General features: G+C 68.7%; 16 protein-coding genes. 11 read left to right on the plus strand and 5 right to left on the minus strand.

The features are described 5' to 3' along the window. The first annotated feature begins 168 nt into the window (after positions 1–168). From P6166_RS05010 to P6166_RS05025, 4 genes are read left to right on the plus strand one after another with little or no spacing between them, the layout of a single operon-like run. Positions 169–2676 (plus strand): TonB-dependent receptor, encoded by a 2508-nt coding sequence (locus tag P6166_RS05010; protein WP_277763446.1) that lies wholly within the window; start codon positions 169–171, stop codon positions 2674–2676. Then, positions 2673–3824 (plus strand): phytase, encoded by a 1152-nt coding sequence (locus P6166_RS05015; protein ID WP_277763412.1) that lies wholly within the window; start codon positions 2673–2675, stop codon positions 3822–3824. The genes P6166_RS05010 and P6166_RS05015 overlap by 4 nt, the downstream gene beginning before the upstream one ends. Positions 3825–3865: 41 nt before the next feature. Continuing rightward, complete coding sequence (locus P6166_RS05020; protein ID WP_277763447.1) at positions 3866–5197, plus strand: metallophosphoesterase family protein; 1332 nt, start codon at positions 3866–3868, stop codon at positions 5195–5197. 23 nt (positions 5198–5220) lie between these two features. Beyond that, positions 5221–5850 (plus strand): inorganic diphosphatase, encoded by a 630-nt coding sequence (locus tag P6166_RS05025; protein WP_277763413.1) that lies wholly within the window; start codon positions 5221–5223, stop codon positions 5848–5850. A 107-nt stretch (positions 5851–5957) separates the two neighbouring features. On the opposite strand, the gene P6166_RS05030 is transcribed toward P6166_RS05025, so the two are convergent. Next, positions 5958–7454: an aminotransferase class III-fold pyridoxal phosphate-dependent enzyme gene (locus tag P6166_RS05030; RefSeq protein WP_277763414.1), complete on the minus strand. Its 1497-nt coding sequence runs from the start codon at positions 7452–7454 to the stop codon at positions 5958–5960. Between the two features lie 122 nt (positions 7455–7576). Here P6166_RS05030 and P6166_RS05035 point away from each other — a divergent pair, with 122 nt between their 5' ends. From P6166_RS05035 to secF, 7 genes are all read left to right on the plus strand, one after another. Continuing rightward, complete coding sequence (locus P6166_RS05035) at positions 7577–8008, plus strand: Lrp/AsnC family transcriptional regulator (RefSeq protein ID WP_277763415.1); 432 nt, start codon at positions 7577–7579, stop codon at positions 8006–8008. Between the two features lie 78 nt (positions 8009–8086). Next, positions 8087–8470 (plus strand): hypothetical protein, encoded by a 384-nt coding sequence (locus P6166_RS05040; RefSeq protein ID WP_277763416.1) that lies wholly within the window; start codon positions 8087–8089, stop codon positions 8468–8470. Positions 8471–8537: 67 nt separating this feature from the next. Then, positions 8538–9584: a tRNA preQ1(34) S-adenosylmethionine ribosyltransferase-isomerase QueA gene (gene queA, locus P6166_RS05045; protein WP_277763448.1), complete on the plus strand. Its 1047-nt coding sequence runs from the start codon at positions 8538–8540 to the stop codon at positions 9582–9584. Positions 9585–9619: 35 nt separating this feature from the next. Further along, positions 9620–10765 (plus strand): tRNA guanosine(34) transglycosylase Tgt, encoded by a 1146-nt coding sequence (gene tgt / locus P6166_RS05050; RefSeq protein ID WP_277763417.1) that lies wholly within the window; start codon positions 9620–9622, stop codon positions 10763–10765. A gap of 138 nt (positions 10766–10903) precedes the next feature. Beyond that, positions 10904–11251: a preprotein translocase subunit YajC gene (yajC, locus tag P6166_RS05055; protein ID WP_130319091.1), complete on the plus strand. Its 348-nt coding sequence runs from the start codon at positions 10904–10906 to the stop codon at positions 11249–11251. A gap of 55 nt (positions 11252–11306) precedes the next feature. After that, positions 11307–13160: a protein translocase subunit SecD gene (gene secD, locus P6166_RS05060; protein ID WP_277763418.1), complete on the plus strand. Its 1854-nt coding sequence runs from the start codon at positions 11307–11309 to the stop codon at positions 13158–13160. 18 nt (positions 13161–13178) lie between these two features. Further along, positions 13179–14153, plus strand: coding sequence for a protein translocase subunit SecF (secF, locus tag P6166_RS05065; protein WP_277763419.1), 975 nt, complete (start codon positions 13179–13181; stop codon positions 14151–14153). Positions 14154–14217: 64 nt separating this feature from the next. On the opposite strand, the gene P6166_RS05070 is transcribed toward secF, so the two are convergent. The 4 genes from P6166_RS05070 to P6166_RS05085 all read right to left on the minus strand — a co-directional run bounded on the left by P6166_RS05070 (position 14218) and on the right by P6166_RS05085 (position 19979). Beyond that, entirely contained in the window at positions 14218–14613 is a 396-nt protein-coding gene (locus tag P6166_RS05070; RefSeq protein ID WP_277763420.1) for a DUF1398 family protein, read from the minus strand. 313 nt (positions 14614–14926) lie between these two features. Continuing rightward, positions 14927–18097: a multidrug efflux RND transporter permease subunit gene (locus P6166_RS05075; protein ID WP_277763421.1), complete on the minus strand. Its 3171-nt coding sequence runs from the start codon at positions 18095–18097 to the stop codon at positions 14927–14929. A 12-nt stretch (positions 18098–18109) separates the two neighbouring features. Continuing rightward, a complete protein-coding gene (locus P6166_RS05080; RefSeq protein ID WP_277763422.1) occupies positions 18110–19303 on the minus strand; it encodes an efflux RND transporter periplasmic adaptor subunit in 1194 nt (397 codons plus the stop codon). 28 nt (positions 19304–19331) lie between these two features. Next, the gene (locus P6166_RS05085; protein ID WP_277763423.1) at positions 19332–19979 is read right to left on the minus strand and encodes a TetR/AcrR family transcriptional regulator; all 648 of its coding nucleotides are present in this window, start codon (positions 19977–19979) and stop codon (positions 19332–19334) included. Between the last annotated feature and the right edge of the window lie 21 nt (positions 19980–20000).

Raw genomic sequence — 20000 nt, forward strand, 5'->3', positions numbered from 1 at the left:
TGCCGGAGAGGGCGCCGCGACCGCCAGCGCGCTCACGTCCGCACAGAACAGTCGCCCCGGTGTCATGCCGATGAAACCTCGTGGACATACCGTGCACACCCATTCTTGACACCTCCCCCGGGGCGCACAGTGACCACGAACCGCAAGCCGTTGTTTCTCGCCATTTCCATGACCCTGTCCTCGCTCGCCGTGCCGGCCATGGCCGCCGATGCCGCCAGCGGTGCTCCGGCCGCCACCGACCTGGACCGCATCGAAGTGCGCCCGCAGATCGAAGCGCAGGCACGCGCGGTCGAACTCAAGCGCGATGCGCAGGCGATCCTCGACGCGGTGTCCTCCGACGCCATGGGCGACTACCCGGACAAGAACGTCGCCGAGTCGCTGCAGCGCCTGCCGGGCGTGAGCGTCACCCGCGACCAGGGCGAGGGCCGCTACGTGGTGATCCGCGGCCTGGACGCCAACCTCAACAGCGTCACCGTGGACGGCATCGCGATGGGCACGCCGGAGGATTCCAGCCGCTCGGCGCCGCTGGACGTGATCCCCTCCGACTCGACCGAGCGGCTGAAGGTCATCAAGTCGCCGACCCCGGACATGCCGGGCGACTCGATCGGCGGTGCCATCGAGGTGGAATCGGTCTCGGCGTTCGACCGCGATGGCCGCAGCGTGCGCGGCAGCGTCGAGGCCAGCCACCAGCAGCTCAGCGGCAAGACCAGCCCGAAGGCCGCCTTCAACTACAGCGACATCTTCAACGACACCTTCGGCGTGGCCGTGGGCGTGAACTACCAGGACCGCGAATTCGAGTCCGACAACACCGAGGTCGAGTACGACGAGTACGACGAAGACCGGCCGGACGACCTGTTCGCCACCGAGGTGCAGCGCCGCAAGTACACCATCGAGCGCAAGCGCACCGGTGCCAACCTCAACCTGGACTGGCGCCCCGACGCGGACAACCGCTACTACTTCCGCTCGCTGTACAGCAAGTTCGAGGATGCCGAGACCCGGCAGAACACCGTGTTCGGCCTGGGCGATGGCGACGTGTCCGGCAACGGCGACGGCACCTACACCGTCAGCGACCTGCCGGCGGACGCCATCACCAAGCGCGTGCGCTACCGCACCAAGAGCGAGGACACGCTGGCCGCCAGCTTCGGCGGCGAGCACCGGCTGACCGCCGCCACGCTGGACTACAAGGTCGGCTACACCAAGACCCGCGAGCGCGTGAACGACGAGAAGGAAGCGCGCTTCGAATATGCCGGCGACGACATCGACACGGTGACCGTGGACCAGAACCACCGCATCCCGACCCTGGATTTCTCCGATAACGGCTGGGAAAGCAACGACGAGTTCGAGTTCAACCGCTTCGTGATTTCGCCCAAGCAGGTGGACGACAAGGAGCACAGCGCGCAGGTGAACGTGCGCTTCGACGGCGATGCGTCCAGCTACAAGTTCGGCGTGCTGGGGCGCTGGCGCGACCGCAGCGTGAACTCGGACGAGGAAGAGCTGCGCAACGGACCGGACATCGACCTGGGCCCGTGGACCACCAACGCGCCGGAACATCGCGGCGGCACGCTGGGCGAGAGCCTGAGCTCGTCGGAGATGCGCCGCTACTGGACGGCCAACGGCAGCCTCTACCGGGCCCGCCCGCAGGACGCCGGCGCCAATGCCGTCACCCGCTTGTCGGAGGACTACACCGCCAGCGAGGACGTGCTGGCCGCCTACGCGATGGGCACCTGGGACATCGACGCGCTGCGCGTGATCGCCGGCGTGCGCGTGGAGAACACCCAGTTCGACGCGCAGGGCAACCAGGTGGACGTGGCCGACGGCGGCCGCGCCTATACCGTCACCCCGACCCGCGCCAGCAGCAGCTACACCAGCGTGCTGCCGGGCCTGCACCTGCGCTATGACGCGGGCAACGACTGGGTGTTGCGCCTGGCCGCGACCAAGACGATCTCGCGTCCGTCCTTCGGCGACATCGCCCCGCGCCTGACCGTCAACCGCGACGACGAGGAAGTGGACGTCGGCAACCCGGAGCTGGACCCGTACAAGTCCACCAACCTGGACCTGTCGGCGGAGAAGTACCTGGGCGACAGCGGCATCGTTTCGTTGGGCCTGTTCCACAAGTCGATCGACGACTACATCGTGCAGACCTTCAGCAACGATGACCCGCAATACCCGGACTTCGACGTGACGCGCGTGATCAACGGCGACAAGGCCGAGGTGTACGGCGCCGAGTTCAACTGGCAGCAGCAGCTGAGCTTCCTGCCGGAAGGCTGGGATGGCTTGCTGGTCGGCGTCAGCGCGACCTACCTGGACACCGATTTCGACCCGGGCCTGGCCGACCGCGACGGCGACGACTTCACCTTGCCGCGCGCCTCGAAGAACCTGTACAGCGCGCATATCGGCTACGAGAAGTACGGCTTCAGCGCCCGCGTGGCGACGGTGTATCGCAGCGCGTACCTCGACACCATTGGCGACAGCAAGGCCTACGACATCTATGTGGCGCCGAACACGCAGCTGGACTTCAGCATGAGCTACCAGTTCACCGACGCGGTGAGCGTCTACTTCGAAGCGCAGAACCTGCTCGACGAACCGCTGGAGCTCTACCAGGGCGTGTGTTCGCGCACGCTGCAGAACGAGGAATACGGCCGCACCTACGCCCTCGGCCTGAAGGTGGCCCTGTGAGGGCGGTAGGCCATCGCACGCACGCCGCCCGCGGCGCGCTGCTGGCGCTGGCGGCGGCGCTGCTGGCCGCCTGTGCGTCCACGTCGGCGCCCGCGCCCCGCGTACAGGCGGACCGCGAGCCGGACGAGCAGGGCGGGGAGCCGCTGCTGTCCAAGGCGCATGTGCCGCACGCGGTGATCAGTGAGACCTTCCTGACCCCGTCCGCGCCGGCCGACAACCTCGATTCGCCCGCCGCCTGGCGCGCGCCGGATGGCCGCCGCTGGATCATCACCACCGCCAAGGGCAGCCACCAGCTGGTGGTGTTCGACGGCGACAGCGGCGTGCGCCTGCGCGGCGTGGGCGGCAAGGGAGCGGCCCTGGGCCAGCTCGATCGCCCGAACGGCATCTCGGTGGTGGATGACCTCGCGTTCGTGGTCGAACGCGACAACCGCCGCGTGCAGGTGTTCTCGCTACCTGCCTTCGAGCCGCTGGCGGTATTCGGTAGCGACGTGCTGCGCGAGCCGTACGGCCTGTGGGTGCGCCCGCTCGAAGGCGGCTACGAGGTGATCGTCAGCGACAACTACATGTCGCCGGGCGACAAGGACGTGCCGCCGCCGTTGGCTGAACTGGGCCAGCGCTTCAAGCGCTTCCGCTTCGCCCGCGAAGGCGGCCAGTGGCAAGGCAAAGCCATCGGCAGCTTCGGCGACACCGGCGCGCAGGGCGCGGTGCGCATCGCCGAGTCGGTGTATGGCGATGTCGCCCACGACCGGCTGATGATCGCCGAGGAAGACACCGCGTTAGGCACGCAGCTGCGCGAATACGGCCTGGACGGTCGCTACAAGAGCCGCAATGTCGGCGCGAGGTTGTTCCAGGCGCAGGCCGAAGGCATGGCGCTGCTGCAGTGCCAGGATGGCAGCGGCTATTGGATCGCCACCGACCAGTTCAAGGATCGCAGCCTGTTCCATGTGTTCGACCGCCGCAGCCTGGAACACGTGGGCGCCTTCAGCGGCCGCGTCACCGCCAACACCGATGGCGTGTGGCTGGACCCCACCGGCGATGCGCGCTTCCCCCATGGCGTGTTCTACGCGCTGCACGACGACCAGGCCGTGGCCGCGTTCGACTGGCGCGATATCGCCAAGGCGCTACGGCTTAAGGACTGCGCTAAGTGAGCGCGGTCCGTCGCGTTGGCGCCGTCGCGCTTGCCCTCGGCCTGCTGGCTGCCCGGGCCCCGGTCGCCTGGGCGGCCGCCGAGCCCAACACGCAGGTGCCCGCGGGCAGCCACCACTACGCCGCCACCGGTTTCCCGGACCGCATCGTCGCCTCGCCCGCGCAGGACGCCGCCCATGGCTTTGCCGTGGCATGGCGTACCGATGCCTCGGTGCGCACGCCGCAGCTGCAGCTCGTCGTCGCCGGCGATTCGCCGGATGTCGGCACGCCGCGGGTGATCGCCGCACGCACGCAGGAACTGCGCAGCGAAAACGGCGTGTCGCTGCACCATCGTGCCGATGTCGACGGCCTGCAGCCGGATACGCTGTACGCCTACCGCGTGCAAGGCCAGCACACGTGGAGCGCGTGGAATCACTTCCGCACCGCCGCGCCGGCCGGCCAGCCGCTGACGATGCTGTACTTTGGCGACACGCAGAACAAGAACCTCAGCCTGGTATCGCGGGTGATCCGCCAGGCTTGGCGCAGCGCGCCGGACGCACGCCTGGCGGTGTTCGCCGGCGACCTGGTGAGCGGCGGCGACGGCGTGGACGACAGCGAGTGGGGCGAATGGTTCGAAGCCGGCCGCTGGCTGCTGGAGGGCACCGCGGTGGCGCCGGCGCCGGGCAACCACGAGTATTTCGAGGAATTCGAGGACACCCCCCAGGCGCGCCGCGTGCTCGGCGGCCACTGGCCGGTGACCTTCGCGCTGCCGGCCAACGGCCCGGTGGAAACCGCCAGGACGACGTACTGGTTCGACTACCAGGACGTGCGCGTGGCGGTGGTGGACGGCACCTCGGCGCTGGACCTGGGCACCGCGCAGGCGCAGGCGAAGTGGCTGGACACGGTGCTCGGCGACAACCCGCACCCGTGGTCGATCGTGCTGATCCACCAGCCGTTCTACTCTCCGCGCGCGGATCGCGACAACGTCGCACTGGTGGACACGCTGCTGCCGGTGCTGCGCAAGCATCGCGTGGACCTCGTGCTGCAGGGCCACGACCACACCTACGGCCGCCGCGGCGACGAGGGTGGGGCGGCCACGCCGGTGTTCATCGTCTCGGTGGCCGGGCCGAAGCAGTACCGCCTTTCGGACATGGCGCGGCGCACGATGCGCCCGGTCGGCGAGGACACCCAGCTCTACCAGGTGCTGCGTGTCGACCCGCAGCGCATCGCCTACGAATCGCGCACCGCCACCGGCCGGCTGTACGACGCCTTCGAACTGCGGCGCGACGCGGACGGCGGCAAGCGGCTGGTGGAGATCGATCAGGGCCGCATCGCCCCGCGCGATTGTCCGCGCGCGGCCAGTCCGAAAGGCCGCGAAGAACGCTGCTGGGAATGACCCGTGACGCGAGGAGCTTGCCGATGAAAATGCGCCTTTCCCTGGTTCCGCTGCTGGCCTTGCTGACGGCCGCCGCCTTGGCCCAGGCCGATCCGTCGGTGCGCCATCCGTTCTATGCCGAGCAGCCGAAGCAGGCGCCGGAGGAAGTGAACCTGGCCGTGGAGATCCCCGCCGGCAGCTTCACCAAGTACGAGATCAACGCGCAGGGGCTGGTGTACGTGGACCGGTTCCAGTCGATGCCGGTGGCGTACCCGGCCAACTACGGCTCGCTGCCGCGCACGCGGGCCGGCGATGGCGATCCGCTGGATGCGCTGGTGCTCACGCGCGAGCCGCTGCATCCGGGGGTGCTGATCCGCTTCCGGCCGATCGGCTACCTGAAGATGATCGACGGCGGCGAACACGACGAGAAGGTGATCGGCGTGCCGACCGACAAGGTGGACCCGACCTACGCCGGCATCCGCGACCTGTCGGACCTGCCGCAGATCGAGCGGCAGCGCATCGAGGCGTTCTTCCGTGTGTACAAGGACCTGCCGGGCGGCAGGAACCCGGTGCAGCTCAATGGCTGGGGCAACGCGGCCGAGGCACGCACGTTGATTGAAGAATCGCTGCAGCGCTTCACCCAGCGGAAACCGGAGAAAGCTGCCTCCTTGTAGGAGGGGCTTCAGCCCCGACGAGCGAAACCGCGACCGTGCAGATGGCGGTCGCGGCTGAAGCCGCTCCTACAGGTCGAGCGAGGCGGCAGCGGCGGTTCGGCCGCCGGTTAAGCTGCGGCCGCCTGTGCCTGTCGCGGCCCCTCGCGCAGGGCCTTGCCCACCGTCTCCACCAGCAGGTCCAACTCCTGCGCATCCATCCCGAAATGCGGGGTGAAGCGCAGCGAGTTCTCGCCGCCATGGATCACGTTCACGCCCTGCCGGCGCAGCCATTCCTCGGTGGAACCGGCGCCATAACACTTGAATTCCGGCGCCAGCTCGCAGGAGAACAGCAAGCCGGTCCCCTGCACCTTGGTGATCATGCCGCCGAGTTCGCCACGCAGCTTTTCCAGCTTCTGCAGCGCCTGCGCGCCGCGCTCGCGGATGTTCGCGCGCACGGCGGGCGTCAGCATCGACAGCGTGGCGCAGGCCACGTCCAGCGCACGCGGGTTGCTGGTCATGGTGTTGCCGTAGCAGCCCTTGCGGTACACCTGCGCCGTTTCCGGGGTGAGCGCGACCACCGAGAGCGGATACTGCGCGGCGTTGAGCGCCTTGGAGTAGGTCTCCATGTCCGGCGCGTCCAGCGTTTCGAAGCCCGGATAGTCGGTCACCGAGAGCACGCCGTGCGCGCGCAGGCCGGCCTGGATCGAATCGACCAGCAGCAGGCTGCCATGCTCGCGCGTCAGCTCGCGCGCGGCGGCGTAGAACGCCGCCGGCAGCGCGCGGCCCGGGTCGCCTTCGCCCATCACTGGCTCCAGGAACACCGCCTCGATGAACCACCGGTTCCGCGCCGCCTCGGCGAACGCGCGGCGCAGGGCCTGCTCGTCGTAGGGCGCGATGGCGATCACCGAATCCTCGCCGCGGTAGCTGGCCAGGTGCTGCAGGTAGGTGCGGCGGCTGGAATCGGAGTACAGGCCCGGGCGGTCGGTGCGGCCATGGAAGCTGCCCTTGACCACCAGGCGCTTGATCGTCGCGCCTTCGTGGCGCGCGCCCGGGTCGGTGTGCAGCTTGGCGTTGATGTCGACGATGCGCGCGGCCAGGCCCACGGCTTCCGAGCCGGAGTTCAAGCACATGAAATGGCTGAAGGGGCAGCGCCCGCGGCGCTGGCCGATCTCCGCGCGCATGGCCAGGTCGAAGCGGCGCTGGGCCAGGCTCGGGGTCATGATGTTGGCCATCGCCTGCGGGCGGGCCATCGCGTCGAGCACCGGCGCCGGGGTGTGGCCGAAGCCGAGCATGCCGTAGCCGCCGGCGTCATACAGTACCGCGCCCTTGAGCGTGACCACCCACGGGCCGCGCGCGGCCAGCGCGATGTACGGGGTCACCGCATCGTGCGCGTAGAAATTGATGAAGCCGCCCTGCACGGCCTCGACCTGGGCCTGTTCGTCCAGGTCCAGCAGGTCGGCGAACTCGTCCTTCTGGCGGGCGTATTCGGCCGCGGCGGCGGCGATCGCCTCGGCCAGGGCCGGGTGGGAGGCCGCCAGGCGTTCGACGGTGGCATCGTCCAGGCCGTCGGTCAGGCGGCGGCCGGCATGGGCGCGCAGCGGGGCGAGGGGGGCGGTCTGGAACATGGCGGTCTCCGTCGAATGGGCGGTATGACCGTTAAGGTAACTGCTGTCCATCGTCGGTTGGCAGCTGTGGATCGTGCATAATTGCCCGGAGTTCTGACGGATTGACGAGGGGTTTCGGCGATATGAAGCTTACCGAGGCCGACGAGGCCCTGCTGGCCGTGCTACGCGAGGACGCCCGCGCCTCCACCGCGCAGATCGCGCGGCGGCTTGGCGTGTCGCGTACCACGGTGCAGAGCCGCATCGAGAAACTGGAGCGGCAGGGCGTGATCGGCGGCTATACCGTGAGGGTGCACGACGCGGTGGACCGGGCCTACATCCGCGCGCACATCATGATCACCGTGCTGCCCAAGCAGATGGCCCAGGTGGTGAAGGCGTTGCAGGCGATCGCCGAGGTGCGCGAGTTGCACTCGGTGAGCGGGCCCTACGACCTGGTTGCACTCGGCGTGGCCGCCACCGTGGGCGACATCGACGTGCTGACCGACCGCATCGGCGCGCTGGACGGCGTGGAGCGCACGACCTCGGCGATCGTGCTGGCGACGAAGTTCGAGCGCTGACGCCGGCCAGTAGTTTTTCCGATGCGCTCGGCCGCGTCTGCGGCTCATGATCTGGCCGTTCCCCATGGAGCGCACGACATGAAGCACGCAGGCGGGATGCGCGGTGTACTGCTGGCGGCCGGTGTATTGCTGGCGTTTGCCGCCCATGCCCAGTTCTCCAACAAGTGGCGGCTGAAAGTGGACGGCCACGCGTCCAGTGCCGGGACGATCCAGCTGGGCATCACGCCGGAGGGCGGCACCGCGCGCCAAGTCGATGTGCCCGTGGACAAGGACCTGCACGAGAACCACGTCGCCCGGTTGATCCGCGACGCGCTGAAGGCCGCGCTGGGCAAGGGCTACCACGTCGAGATCGACGACGGCGAGGACGTGCTGGTCAAGCGGCGCGGCAGCCACCCGAAGCTGGACATCGCCCTCACCGGCAACTCGGTGCAGGGCATCACCGTGAAGGAGCACACCGAGTAGCCCGGGCGGCGGAGGCGGGCAGGGCCGGTACAATGGGCGGTCTTTCCCCCGCCATACCCCCGTGTCCTTGAAGAAGTCGGACTTCCACTACGAACTGCCCGAGGCCCTGATCGCCCAGGCCCCGTTGGCCGAGCGCTCGGCCAGCCGGCTGATGGTCGTGCCGCCGGCACCGGCCGCGCTGCAGGACCGCCACGTGCGCGACCTGCCCGAGCTGCTCCAGCCAGGCGACCTGCTCGTGTTCAACGATACCCGCGTCATCCCGGCGCGCCTGTTCGGGCAGAAGGCCAGCGGCGGCCGGGTGGAGATCCTCATCGAGCGCCTGCTCGGCGCGCAGCAGGCACGCGCGCAGATCGGCGCGAGCAAGTCGCCCAAGGCCGGCGGGCGCATCGCGCTGGACGCCGGCGGCGAAGCCGAGGTGCTGGGCCGCGACGGCGAGTTCTACGTGCTGCGCTTCGAGGTGCCCGAGCCGCTGGAGCAGTGGCTGCTGCATGCCGGCCGCCTGCCGTTGCCGCCGTACATCCGCCGCGAGCCTGGGCTGGACGACCGCGAGCGGTACCAGACCGTGTTCGCCCGCGAGGCCGGCGCGGTGGCCGCGCCCACGGCCGGCCTGCATTTCGACGAACCGTTGCTGGCGCGCCTGCGCGAGCGTGGCGTCCAGTTCGGCCACGTCACCCTGCATGTCGGCGCCGGCACCTTCCAGCCGGTGCGCGTGGAATCGCTGGCCGATCACGTCATGCACCGCGAGTGGCTCAATGTCGGCGCGGAACTGGTCGAGCAGGTGCGCCGCACCCGCGCGGCCGGCGGCCGCGTCATCGCGGTGGGCACCACCGTCGTGCGCTCGCTGGAAAGCGCGATGCGCGACGGCGAGCTGCAGCCGTTCGCGGGCGAAACGCAGATCTTCATCCTGCCCGGCTACCGCATCTGCAGCGTCGATGCGATGGTGACCAACTTCCACTTGCCCGAGAGCACGCTGCTGATGATGGTTTCGGCCTTCGCAGGCCGCGCGCGCATCTTCGAGGCCTACCGGCACGCCATCGCCGAGCAGTACCGCTTCTTCAGCTACGGCGACGCGATGCTGCTGTGGTCGGCCGACGCCGACGCCCCCGGCGCCTGAGCGTCGTTCAGAAATCCATCGTCTTCCAGGTCTTCATGTCCCGACTCCAGTTCCAGCTCCAGACCACCGACGGCCACGCCCGCCGCGGCCGCCTGACCTTCCCGCGCGGCACGGTGGAAACGCCGGCGTTCATGCCGGTCGGCACCTATGGCTCGGTCAAGGGCGTGCTGCCGCACCAGATCCGCGAGCTGGGCGCGGAGATCATCCTGGGCAACACCTTCCACCTGTACCTGCGCCCGGGCCTGGACGTGATCGCCGATCACGGCGGCCTGCATGGCTTCAGCCGCTGGAACGGCCCGATCCTCACCGATTCGGGCGGCTTCCAGGTGTTCTCGCTGGCGCACCGCCGCAAGATCACCGAGCAGGGCGTGACCTTCGCCTCGCCGACGGACGGGGCGCGCGTGTTCCTCGGCCCGGAGGAGAGCATGAAGATTCAGAAGGTGCTCGACTCGGACGTGGTGATGATCTTCGACGAATGCACCCCGTACCCGGCCACCGAGGACGTGGCGCGCCGCTCGATGGAGCTGAGCCTGCGCTGGGCGCGCCGCTCGCGCGATGCGCACGACGCGCTGGGCAACGATGCGGCGTTGTTCGGTATCGTCCAGGGCGGCGTGCACCCGGACCTGCGCAGCCGTTCGCTGGATGGCCTGCAGCAGATCGGCTTCGACGGCTATGCCATCGGCGGCCTGGCGGTGGGCGAGCCCGAGCACGAGCGCAATGCCATGCTCGAACACCTGCACCCGCGGCTGCCGGCCGACCGCCCGCGCTACCTGATGGGCGTGGGCCGCCCGGAGGACCTGGTGGAAGGCGTGGCCCGCGGCGTGGACATGTTCGATTGCGTGATGCCGACTCGCAACGCGCGCAACGGCCATTACTTCACCGCCTTCGGCACCGTGCGCATCCGCAATGCCAAGTACGAGCGCGACCTGGACCCGATCGAGCCGGGCTGCGGGTGCCCGGCCTGCGCCGGCGGGTTCACCCGCGCCTACCTGCGCCACCTGGACCGCTGCAACGAGATGCTGGCGCCGATGCTCGGCACCCTGCACAACCTCTGGTACTACGAGAAGTTGATGGCCGACATGCGCGCGGCCATCGCGGCGGGAACCTTTGCCGCATTCAGGCAGTCCTTCTATGCCGCACGCGGTGCCCAGGCACCGGCGCTTCCGGGGCAGGCGGGCTGACCGTCACCGGGGAACGCCGGGGCCCGGCGTGCGGGCCGGCGCCCCCATGGCATAATCGGGGGCTCTGCGCCCGGACGGGCGCTTTGAATTGAACGCGGGGCTGCTTTTCCGGCCCCGCGCCCAACCTAGGACGCAAAGATGAACCTGCTCGATTTCCTGATTCCCGCCGCCCAGGCGCAGACCGCCGGCGCCGCGCCGGCCGGCGGCGGCAGCCCGCTGCTGACCTTCCTGCCGATGATCGGCCTGCTGGTGGTGATGTACTTCCTGATGATCCGCCCGCAGATGAAGCGGCAGAAGGAACACCGCGCCATGCTGGACAAGCTCAGCCGCGGCGACGAGGTCATCACTTCCGGCGGCATCGCCGGCGTGGTGTCGGAAGTGGGCGACAACTTCATCACCATCGAAGTGGCCGACAACGTGCGCGTGCGCGTGCAGAAGGGCGCCGTCGGCAACGTGCTGCCCAAGGGCACGCTGAAGTCCGCCTGATCCGTTCCTTTCTCCTGATGCGTGGCGCCGGGGAGGCGCCGCGCGGGGTTATGCAATGCTTGAATTTCCTCGCTGGAAATATTTCCTGATCCTGGCCGTGATCGCGATCGGCGTGCTCTACGCGCTGCCCAACGCCTACCAGAAGGACCCGGCCGTCCAGATCACCGCCCAGCGCGAAGGCGCGCTCGACGACACCTTGCGCAGCAAGGTGCAGGCCGAACTGGCCCAGGCCGGCATCACCGCCAAGTCGGTGGCCGTGGAAGGCAACAGCCTGATGGTGCGCCTGCCCAACCTGGAAGCGCAGAGCAAGGCCAGCAACGCCCTGCGCAACAGCCTGGGCGAGAACTACACCGTGGCGCTGAACCTGGCCTCCACCGTGCCGGACTGGCTGGCCCGCCTGGGCGGCAAGCCGATGGTGCTGGGCCTGGACCTGCAGGGCGGCGTGCACTTCGTGCTGCAGGTGGACCAGAAGGCGGCGCTGGAAAAGCGCGTGGACGCCTACGCCGAGGACATCCGCGTGACCCTGCGCGACAACCGCATCGGCTACCAGTCGGTGGAGCGTCGCCCGGACAACAGCATCGTGGCCACCCTCAGCCCGTCGGCCGGCGCCGATGCGGCCGAGCGCGCCCGCGCGGCGCTGGCCAAGACCCAGCCCACGCTGAGCTACGACGTCAGCGGCGACCGCGTCACCGTGACGATCCCGCAGCAGGAACTGGCGCAGATCGCCGGCAGCGCGCTGGAGCAGAACATCACCACGCTGCGCAACCGCGTCAACGAACTGGGCGTGGCCGAGCCGATCATCCAGCGCCAGGGCGAGGACCGCATCGTGGTCCAGCTGCCGGGCGTGCAGGACACCGCCGAGGCCAAGCGCCTGATCGGCGCCACCGCCACGCTGGAGTTCCGCTCCGTGGTCGATGGCGACGCGCAGGATGCGCAGCGCACCGGCCGCGTGCCGCCGGACGCCAAGCTCTACACCGTGCGCGGTACCGGCCAGCCGGTGCTGTTGAACAAGCGCGTGCTGGCCTCGGGCGACCAGATGGTCAACGCCACCGTGGCCACCGACCAGAACGGCATGCCCGCGGTGAGCATCACGCTCAACAACGCCGCCGGCCAGCGCATGTTCGATTTCACCAGCGCCAACGTCGGCAAGCTGATGTCGGTGGTCTACATCGAGCGCATCCCCACGGTCACCGTGGTGGATGGGCAGGAAGTGCGCAGCGTCCGCGTCAAGGAAGAGGCGCTGGCACCGACCCGCATCGCGGGCGTGTTCGGCAAGAACTTCCAGACCACCGGCCTGGAGAAGAGCGAGGCGGAGAACCTGGCCAAGCTGCTGCGCGCCGGTTCGCTGGCCGCGCCGATGGACTTCGTCGAGGAACGCATCATCGGCCCGAGCCTGGGCGCGGAGAACGTCGAGCGCGGCATCACCGCGGTGCTCTATGCCTTCGTGTTCACCCTGGCGTTCTTCACCATCTACTACCGCATGTTCGGCGTGATCACCTCGGTGGCGCTGCTGCTGAACCTGCTGATCGTGGTGGCGGTGATGTCGATGTTCGGCGCGACGATGACGCTGCCCGGCTTCGCCGGCCTGGCGCTGTCGGTGGGCCTGTCGGTGGACGCCAACGTGCTGATCAACGAGCGAATCCGCGAGGAATTGCGCCACGGCGTGCCGCCGAAGGCCTCCATCGCGGCCGGCTATGAAAAGGCCGGCGGCACCATCCTCGACGCCAACCTGACCGGCCTGATCGTGGGCGTGGCGCTGTATGCCTTCGGCACCGGCCCGCTGAAGGGCTTTGCCCTGACCATGATGATCGGCATCTTCGCCTCGATGTTCACCGCGATCACCGTCTCCCGCGCGCTGGCCCAGCTGATTTACGGCTCGCGCAAGAAGATCAAGTCCGTGGCCATCTGACCGGGTGAGAAAGAATCGATGAAAATTTTCCCGCTTCACCTCATCCCGAACGACACCAAGATCGACTTCATGCGCTGGCGCCACGCGGTGCTGTGGCTGATGCTCGCGGTGTTCCTGGCCTCGCTGGTGGTCATCGGCCTGAAGGGCTTCCAGAAGGAGGCCTACGCGCTGGAGTTCACCGGCGGCACCGTCGTGGAGACCCGCTTCGACCAGCCGGCCGATGTCGACCAGGTGCGCGAGAAGCTGGCCGCGGCCGGCTTCGAGAACGCCCAGGTGCAGGGCTTCGGCGGCGGCAACGAGCTGATGATCCGCCTGCAGCCGCACGGCGAGAACAGCAACGCCGAGGGCGACAAGACGGTCTCGGCGCAGGTGCTCAAGGCGATCAACACCGCCGAGAACCCGGCCACCGTGCTGCGCACCGAGTTCGTCGGCCCGCAGGTTGGCGCCGACCTGGTGCGCGACGGTATCTACGCCACGCTGTTCATGCTGGTTGGCTTCCTGATCTACATCGCGTTCCGCTTCGAGTGGAAGTTCGCGGTGGTGGCCAGCCTGACCGCGTTCTTCGACCTGATCGTCACCGCCGCCTACATCTACGGCACGGGCCGCGAGTTCGACCTGACCGTGCTGGCCGGCCTGCTGTCGGTGATGGGCTTCGCGATCAACGACATCATCGTGGTGTTCGACCGCGTGCGCGAGAACTTCCGCAGCCTGCGCGTGGAGCCGCTGGAAGTGCTGAACCGCTCGATCAACCAGACGCTGTCGCGCACGGTGATCACCGCGGTGATGTTCTTCCTCTCGGCCTGGGCGCTGTACCTGTACGGTGGCACCTCGATGGAAGGCCTGGCGCTCACGCACATGATCGGTGCGGTGATCGTGGTGGTGTCCTCGATCGTGGTCGCGGTGCCGATGCTGTCGATCGGCCCGTTCAAGGTCACCAAGCAGGACCTGCTGCCGAAGGCCAAGGACGTGGAAGCGCTCGCACGCCGGCCCTGAGCCCGCCTCGCGATGCGTTCCAGGAGAGCCGCGCGCAAGCGCGGCTTTTTCTTTGCGCCGACGGTCAGTCCGGGAAGCGCTCCACGTGCGTTTCGCCACGGCGGCCGTAGTAGGCGACATGGCGGCCGGTGATCCAGACCGTGTAGCCAACGCAGCCGGCCGCGCGCGTGAGCTCCTTGAAGGCCGGGTACATGACCTCGCCGCGTTGGGCACCGCGGATGGCGGCCCGCAAGGCGGCGGCATCGAAAGCGTCGGCGATGGGGGTGCCGGGCGAGGGCAGGGGGAGGTCGAGCGGCGGTTCGTCGCGCAGGTAGTAGGTCGTGCGCTCGGCGCGATAGTCGGCGGTATAGGAGTCGACGCCGGCGCGGGTCAGCACGTCGATGACCTCGCCAAAGTGCAGGCGGCCCTCGGCCGAACCGTTGGCGGCTTCCTCGATGAGGTGGCGGGTGGCGGTATCCAAGGCAGGCTCCACGGGGCGGAAGCGCTAGTGTGCGCCGCACCGCGGTGGCTGTCCCGCGGCGGAAGGCGTCAAACGGGCTGATCGGCGTCTTCGGCCGCGGCGCCGTCGCGGCCGAAGACGCGCCCGCCGATCGCGGCGAGGTAATCCACACCCGATGTGGATGCCCCGTCTGCAAACCTGTGGACAACCTTGCGATGCCCCCGTGGCGCAAGGCTCTTCCGGTCATTGGCCAATATTTGGCCAGTGTCGCGCGCGCACAAAAAAGCCCCGGCTCGCGCCGGGGCTTTTGCGTTTCCGCCAGACGGACCGGCGATCAGCGATCCGGTCGCGCCGCGGCGCTCTCGGTCTGCGCGTCCACGAACTCCTTGGACGGCTCGTCCAGCTTGTCGCCCAGCATGCGCCGCACCACCACGAAGAACAGCGGGATGAAGATCACGCCGAGGATCGTGGCGAACAGCATGCCGCCGATCACGCCGGTGCCGATCGAGTGGCGGGCGTTGGCGCCGGCACCGGTGGAGATCGCCATCGGCAGCACGCCCAGGATGAAGGCGAAGGAGGTCATCAGGATCGGGCGGAAGCGCAGGTGCGCCGCCTCGATCGCCGCCTCGCGCAGCGTCTTGCCCGCCGCGCGCTGCTCGACGGCGAACTCCACGATCAGGATCGCGTTCTTCGCCGCCAGGCCGATCACCGTGATCATGCCGATCTTGAAGTACAGGTCGTTCGGCAGGCCGCGCAGCAGCGACAGCGAGATCGCGCCGAGCACGCCGATCGGCACCACCAGCAGCACCGCCACCGGGATGGACCAGCTTTCGTACAGCGCGGCCAGGCAGAGGAACACCACCACCACCGAGAGCACCAGCAGCAGGGTCGCCGCGTTGCCGGCGATGATTTCCTGGTACGACATGCCCGACCAGTCGTAGCCGAAGCCGGCCGGCAGGTCGTTCTGCACGATGTCCTCCATCGCCGTCATCGCCTGCCCGGACGCCTTGCCCGGCGCGGCGTTGCCCACGATGTTCACCGCCGAATAGCCGTTGTAGCGGTTCAGTGCGGGCGAGGCGTAGGTCCACTCCGACTTGACCACGTTGCTCAGCGGGATCATCGCCGGCTGGCCGTCGGCATCGGTGGCCGTGGCGCTGGGCGTGTAGAAGCTGCGCAGCGACTCGGGCCCGGTGCGGAACTGCTCGTCGGCGCGCACGTTCACGCGTTTGATGCGGCCCTCGTAGAAGAAGTCGTTGACGTACACCGGCGCCAGCATCAGCTGGATGGCGCTGTAGATGTCCGTCACCGACAGGCCCATGGTCTGCGCCTGCACGCGGTTGACGTGCAGCTGCAGCTGCGGCGCGTTCTCCAGACCGTTCGGGCGCACGCCCACCAGCGTGTCCGAACGCTGCGCCGCCTGGCCGAGCAGGATGTTGCGCGCGTTGGTCAGCGCTTCCTGGCCGGCGCCGGCGCGGTCCTGCAGCCACATGTCGAAGCCGCCGAACTGGCCCAGGCCGTTCACCGTGGGCAGGTTCACCACGAAGATCTGCGCGCCCTTGATGCCGTAGAAGGCGCCATTGAGCTGCTGGATCAATTCGGTGGCGGTGACCTTGCGGTCATCCCAGGGCTTGAGGCGGATGAAGCCCATGCCCACGTTCTCGCCCGAGCCCAGGAAGCTGAAGCCGGCCACCTGCAGCATGCCTTCCACCGCGTCCTGCTTTTCCAGCACGCTGCGCATCTGGGTGAAGACCTCGTTGGTGCGGGTCTTGGTCGCGCCCGGCGGCAGCTGCACGATGGCCAGCGCGAAGCCCTGGTCTTCTTCCGGCAGGAAGCTGCCCGGCATGCGGGTGAACAGGAAACCGCACAGCGCCACCAGCACCACGAACAGCACCATCCAGCGCGGGGCGCGCTTGAGGGTGTGGCCGACCAGCCCGACGTAGCGGTGGGCGACCTTGTCGTAGTACTTGTCGAAGGTGCGGAACACCCAGTTCTTCTTCTGGTCGTGGGTGGACTTCAGGAAGGCCGCGCACAGCGCCGGGGTGAAGCTCAGCGCCAGGAACGCCGAGAACGCCATCGACATGGCGATGGTGATGGCGAACTGCTTGTAGATCGCGCCCGCCGCGCCCGGCTGCATCGCCGAGGGGATGAACACCGCCGCCAGCACCACGGTGATGGCCACCACCGCGCCGGTGATCTGCGTCATCGCCTTGGTCGTGGCCGCCTTCGGCGCCAGGTGCTCGTCGGTCATGATGCGCTCGACGTTCTCGATCACCACGATCGCATCGTCCACCACGATGCCGATCGCCAGCACCATCGCGAACAGCGTCAGCTGGTTGATCGTGAAGCCGATGATCCACATGCCCAGGAACGTGCCCAGCAGCGCGACCGGGATCACCAGGGTCGGGATGACCGTGGCGCGGAAGTTCTGCAGGAACAGCAGCATCACCAGGAACACCAGCACGATGGCTTCCACCAGCGTGTGCACGACCTCCTCGATGGAGATCTTCACGAACGCGGTGCTGTCGTACGGCGAGAACCAGGTCACCCCCTGCGGGAAGCTCGGGGCCAGCTCGTCCATCTTGGCCGTTACCGCCTGCGCCACGCTCAGCGCGTTGGCGCCGGGCAGCAGCTGGATGGCGAACGCGCCGGTGGGCTTGCCGTTGTACTGGGTATCGAAGCCGTAGCTGGACGGGCCGAACGCCACCCGGCCGACATCCTTCAGGCGCACGGTGGCGCCGTCGCTGTCGGTGCGCAGGATGATGTTCTCGAACTCTTCCGGCGAGCTGAAGCGGCCCTCGGCCGAGACGGTCGCGGTGAAGCCCTGGCCATCGGGTGCCGGGTCGGCGCCGATGGAACCGGCGGCGAACTGCACGTTCTGGTTGGCGATGGCGTTGTACACCTGGCTGGCCGACAGGTGGTAACCCTGCAGGCGCTCGGGGTTGAGCCAGATGTTCATCGCGTACTCGGCACCGAACTGCTGGGTGCTGCCCACGCCCGGCACGCGCGAGATCTGGTCGAGCACGCGCGAACCGACGATGTCGTTGAGCGCGTCGCGGTCCACCGCCGGGTTGTCCGAACGCAGCGCCACCACCATCAGGAAGCCGGCGTTGGCCTTGGCCACCACCACGCCCTGCTGGGTGACCTCGGTGGGCAGGCGCGGGGTCGCCAGGGCCACCTTGTTCTGCACCTGCACCTGGGCGATGTCCGGGTTGGTGCCGGTCTCGAAGGTCAGGGTGATGGAGACGCGGCCGTTGGCGGCCGAGGAGGAGTTGAAGTACAGCAGGTGGTCGATGCCGGTCAGCTGCTGCTCGATGACCTGGGTGACCGCCTTCTCTGCCGTGTCCGCGCTGGCGCCGGGATAGGTGGCGCTGACGGTGACCTGCGGCGGGGCGATGGAGGGATAGGACTCGACGCCCAGGTTGAGGATCGCGATCACGCCGCTAAGCGAGATCAGGATCGCCACCACCCAGGCGAATACCGGATGTTCGATGAAAAATTTGGGCATGGCCGGCTTCCGTTACTTCTTCTCGGACGGGGCGGGCGCGGCCGCCGGCTTGGCACCGGGCTGCTGCTGCGCCGCGTTGGCGTTCGGGTTGTACGGCACGGCCTTGGCCGGCGCACCTTCCTTGGCCTTCTGCTGGCCGCTGACGATCACCTGGTCGCCGGCCTCCAGGCCGCTGGTGACCACCCACTGGCCCTGCTGCTGGCTGTCGGCCACCACGTTGCGGCGCACCACGTTGCCGTCCTTGCCCACCACCAGGGCGTAGGCGCCGTGCGCGTCGCGCTGGATGCCGGCCTGCGGCACCAGGAACGCGTTGGCGCGCTGGCCCAGCGTGGCGTCGAAGGAGACGAACGAGCCGGGCAGCAGCACGTGGTCGGGGTTGGGCAGCAGCGCGCGCAGCGAGACGCTGCCGGTGCTCGGGTCCACGGTGACCGAGGTGAAGTCCAGCGTGCCGGCGTGCGGGTAGACGGTGCCGTCGCCCAGCTTGACGTTGACCGTGGCCTGGCCGTCGCCGCTCAGCGCGACAGCGCCCTGGGCCTGCGCCTGGCGAAGCTGCGCGAGCTCGTCGCTGTTCATCGAGAAATTGACGTACAGCGGGTCGAGCTGGTCGATGGTGGTCAGCAGGGTGACATCGCCCTGGCCCACCAGCGCGCCCTCGGTGACCTGCTGCTTGCCGGCCCGGCCGCTGATCGGCGCGGTGACGGTGGCGTAGCCCAGGTTGATGCGCGCGGTCTCCACCGCGGCGCGCGCCTGCTGCACCGAGGCGGCCGAGGTGCGCTCGGTGGCCTCGGCGGTATCCAGGTCGGACTTGGACACATAGCTCTGCGGGGCCAGGCGGCGGGCGCGGTCGGCGGCGACCTTCGCATTGGCGTAGGTCGCCTCGGCCGCGGCCAGTTCGCCCTGCGCGGAGGCCAGCGTGGCCTTCAACGGCGCCGGGTCGATCTGGAACAGCGGCTGGCCTTCCTTGACGTCGGTGCCTTCGGTGTACAACCGCTTCTGCAGCACGCCGGCCACGCGCGCGCGAACGTCGGCGGTGCGGAAACCGGCCAGGCGGCCGACCAGTTCGCGCTGCAACGGCAAGGTCTGCGGCTTGGCCTCGATGACGGAGACTTCCGGCGGCGGGGGCTGCTGCTGTTCCTGCTTCTTGCAGGCGGCCAGCGCCAGCGTGACGGCACAAGCCAGGGCGAGGGTGCGGAACGGGGCGGTCATCGGGGAAAACTCCGTTTTTTTGTTGTTTTTAAGCGTGGGATTCGGGGGAACCGCTCTGCGGAGCGAAGGCGCGCAGGAAACTGTCGATCGTGCGTTCCGCCCACCGGCGCCGCGAGGGGGCGTCGGATCGGTGCGGCGTATGGAACCGCTGCCTTTCGAAATCCAGCCCCACGATCATGCCCAAAAGCAGCTCGGCCATCGCGTGCGGATCGTCATGCCTGAGCTGGCCGCGTGCGCTGGCCCGGCGCAGCCATTGTGCCAGCCGGTCCTGCAGCGCGGCGATGCCGTCCTCGTAGATTTGCCTGGCCTGGTCCGGGAACCGATGCGATTCGGCATCTAGCAGGCGGCAGGTCTGGATGACGTGAGGACGGTTCAACTGCTCCAGGTGCCGCTCGGCGAAGGCCAGCAGGCTCTGCCGCAGGTCCGCGCCGTCCTCGTCGAAGGGCACGGTGGTCAGCGCGATCTGGTCGCGCATCACCGCGCGCAACAGGTTCTGCTTGCAGCCGTAATGGGCGTAGAGGGTCTGCTTGGAGCAGCCCGCACGGGCGGCCACGGCCTCCATGCTCAGGCGCATGCCCTGTTCGGCCAGCAGCGCGTGGACGGCCTCATGCACGGCTTCGTGCACGCGGCGGTCGCGGTCATGGCGCGGCCGGGCGGGGGAGGAGGTCGGCATCATGGCGGTGGACTATACCGTCCA

The organism is Stenotrophomonas sp. HITSZ_GD (assembly GCF_029543105.1).
Classification (GTDB): Bacteria; Pseudomonadota; Gammaproteobacteria; order Xanthomonadales; family Xanthomonadaceae; genus Stenotrophomonas_A.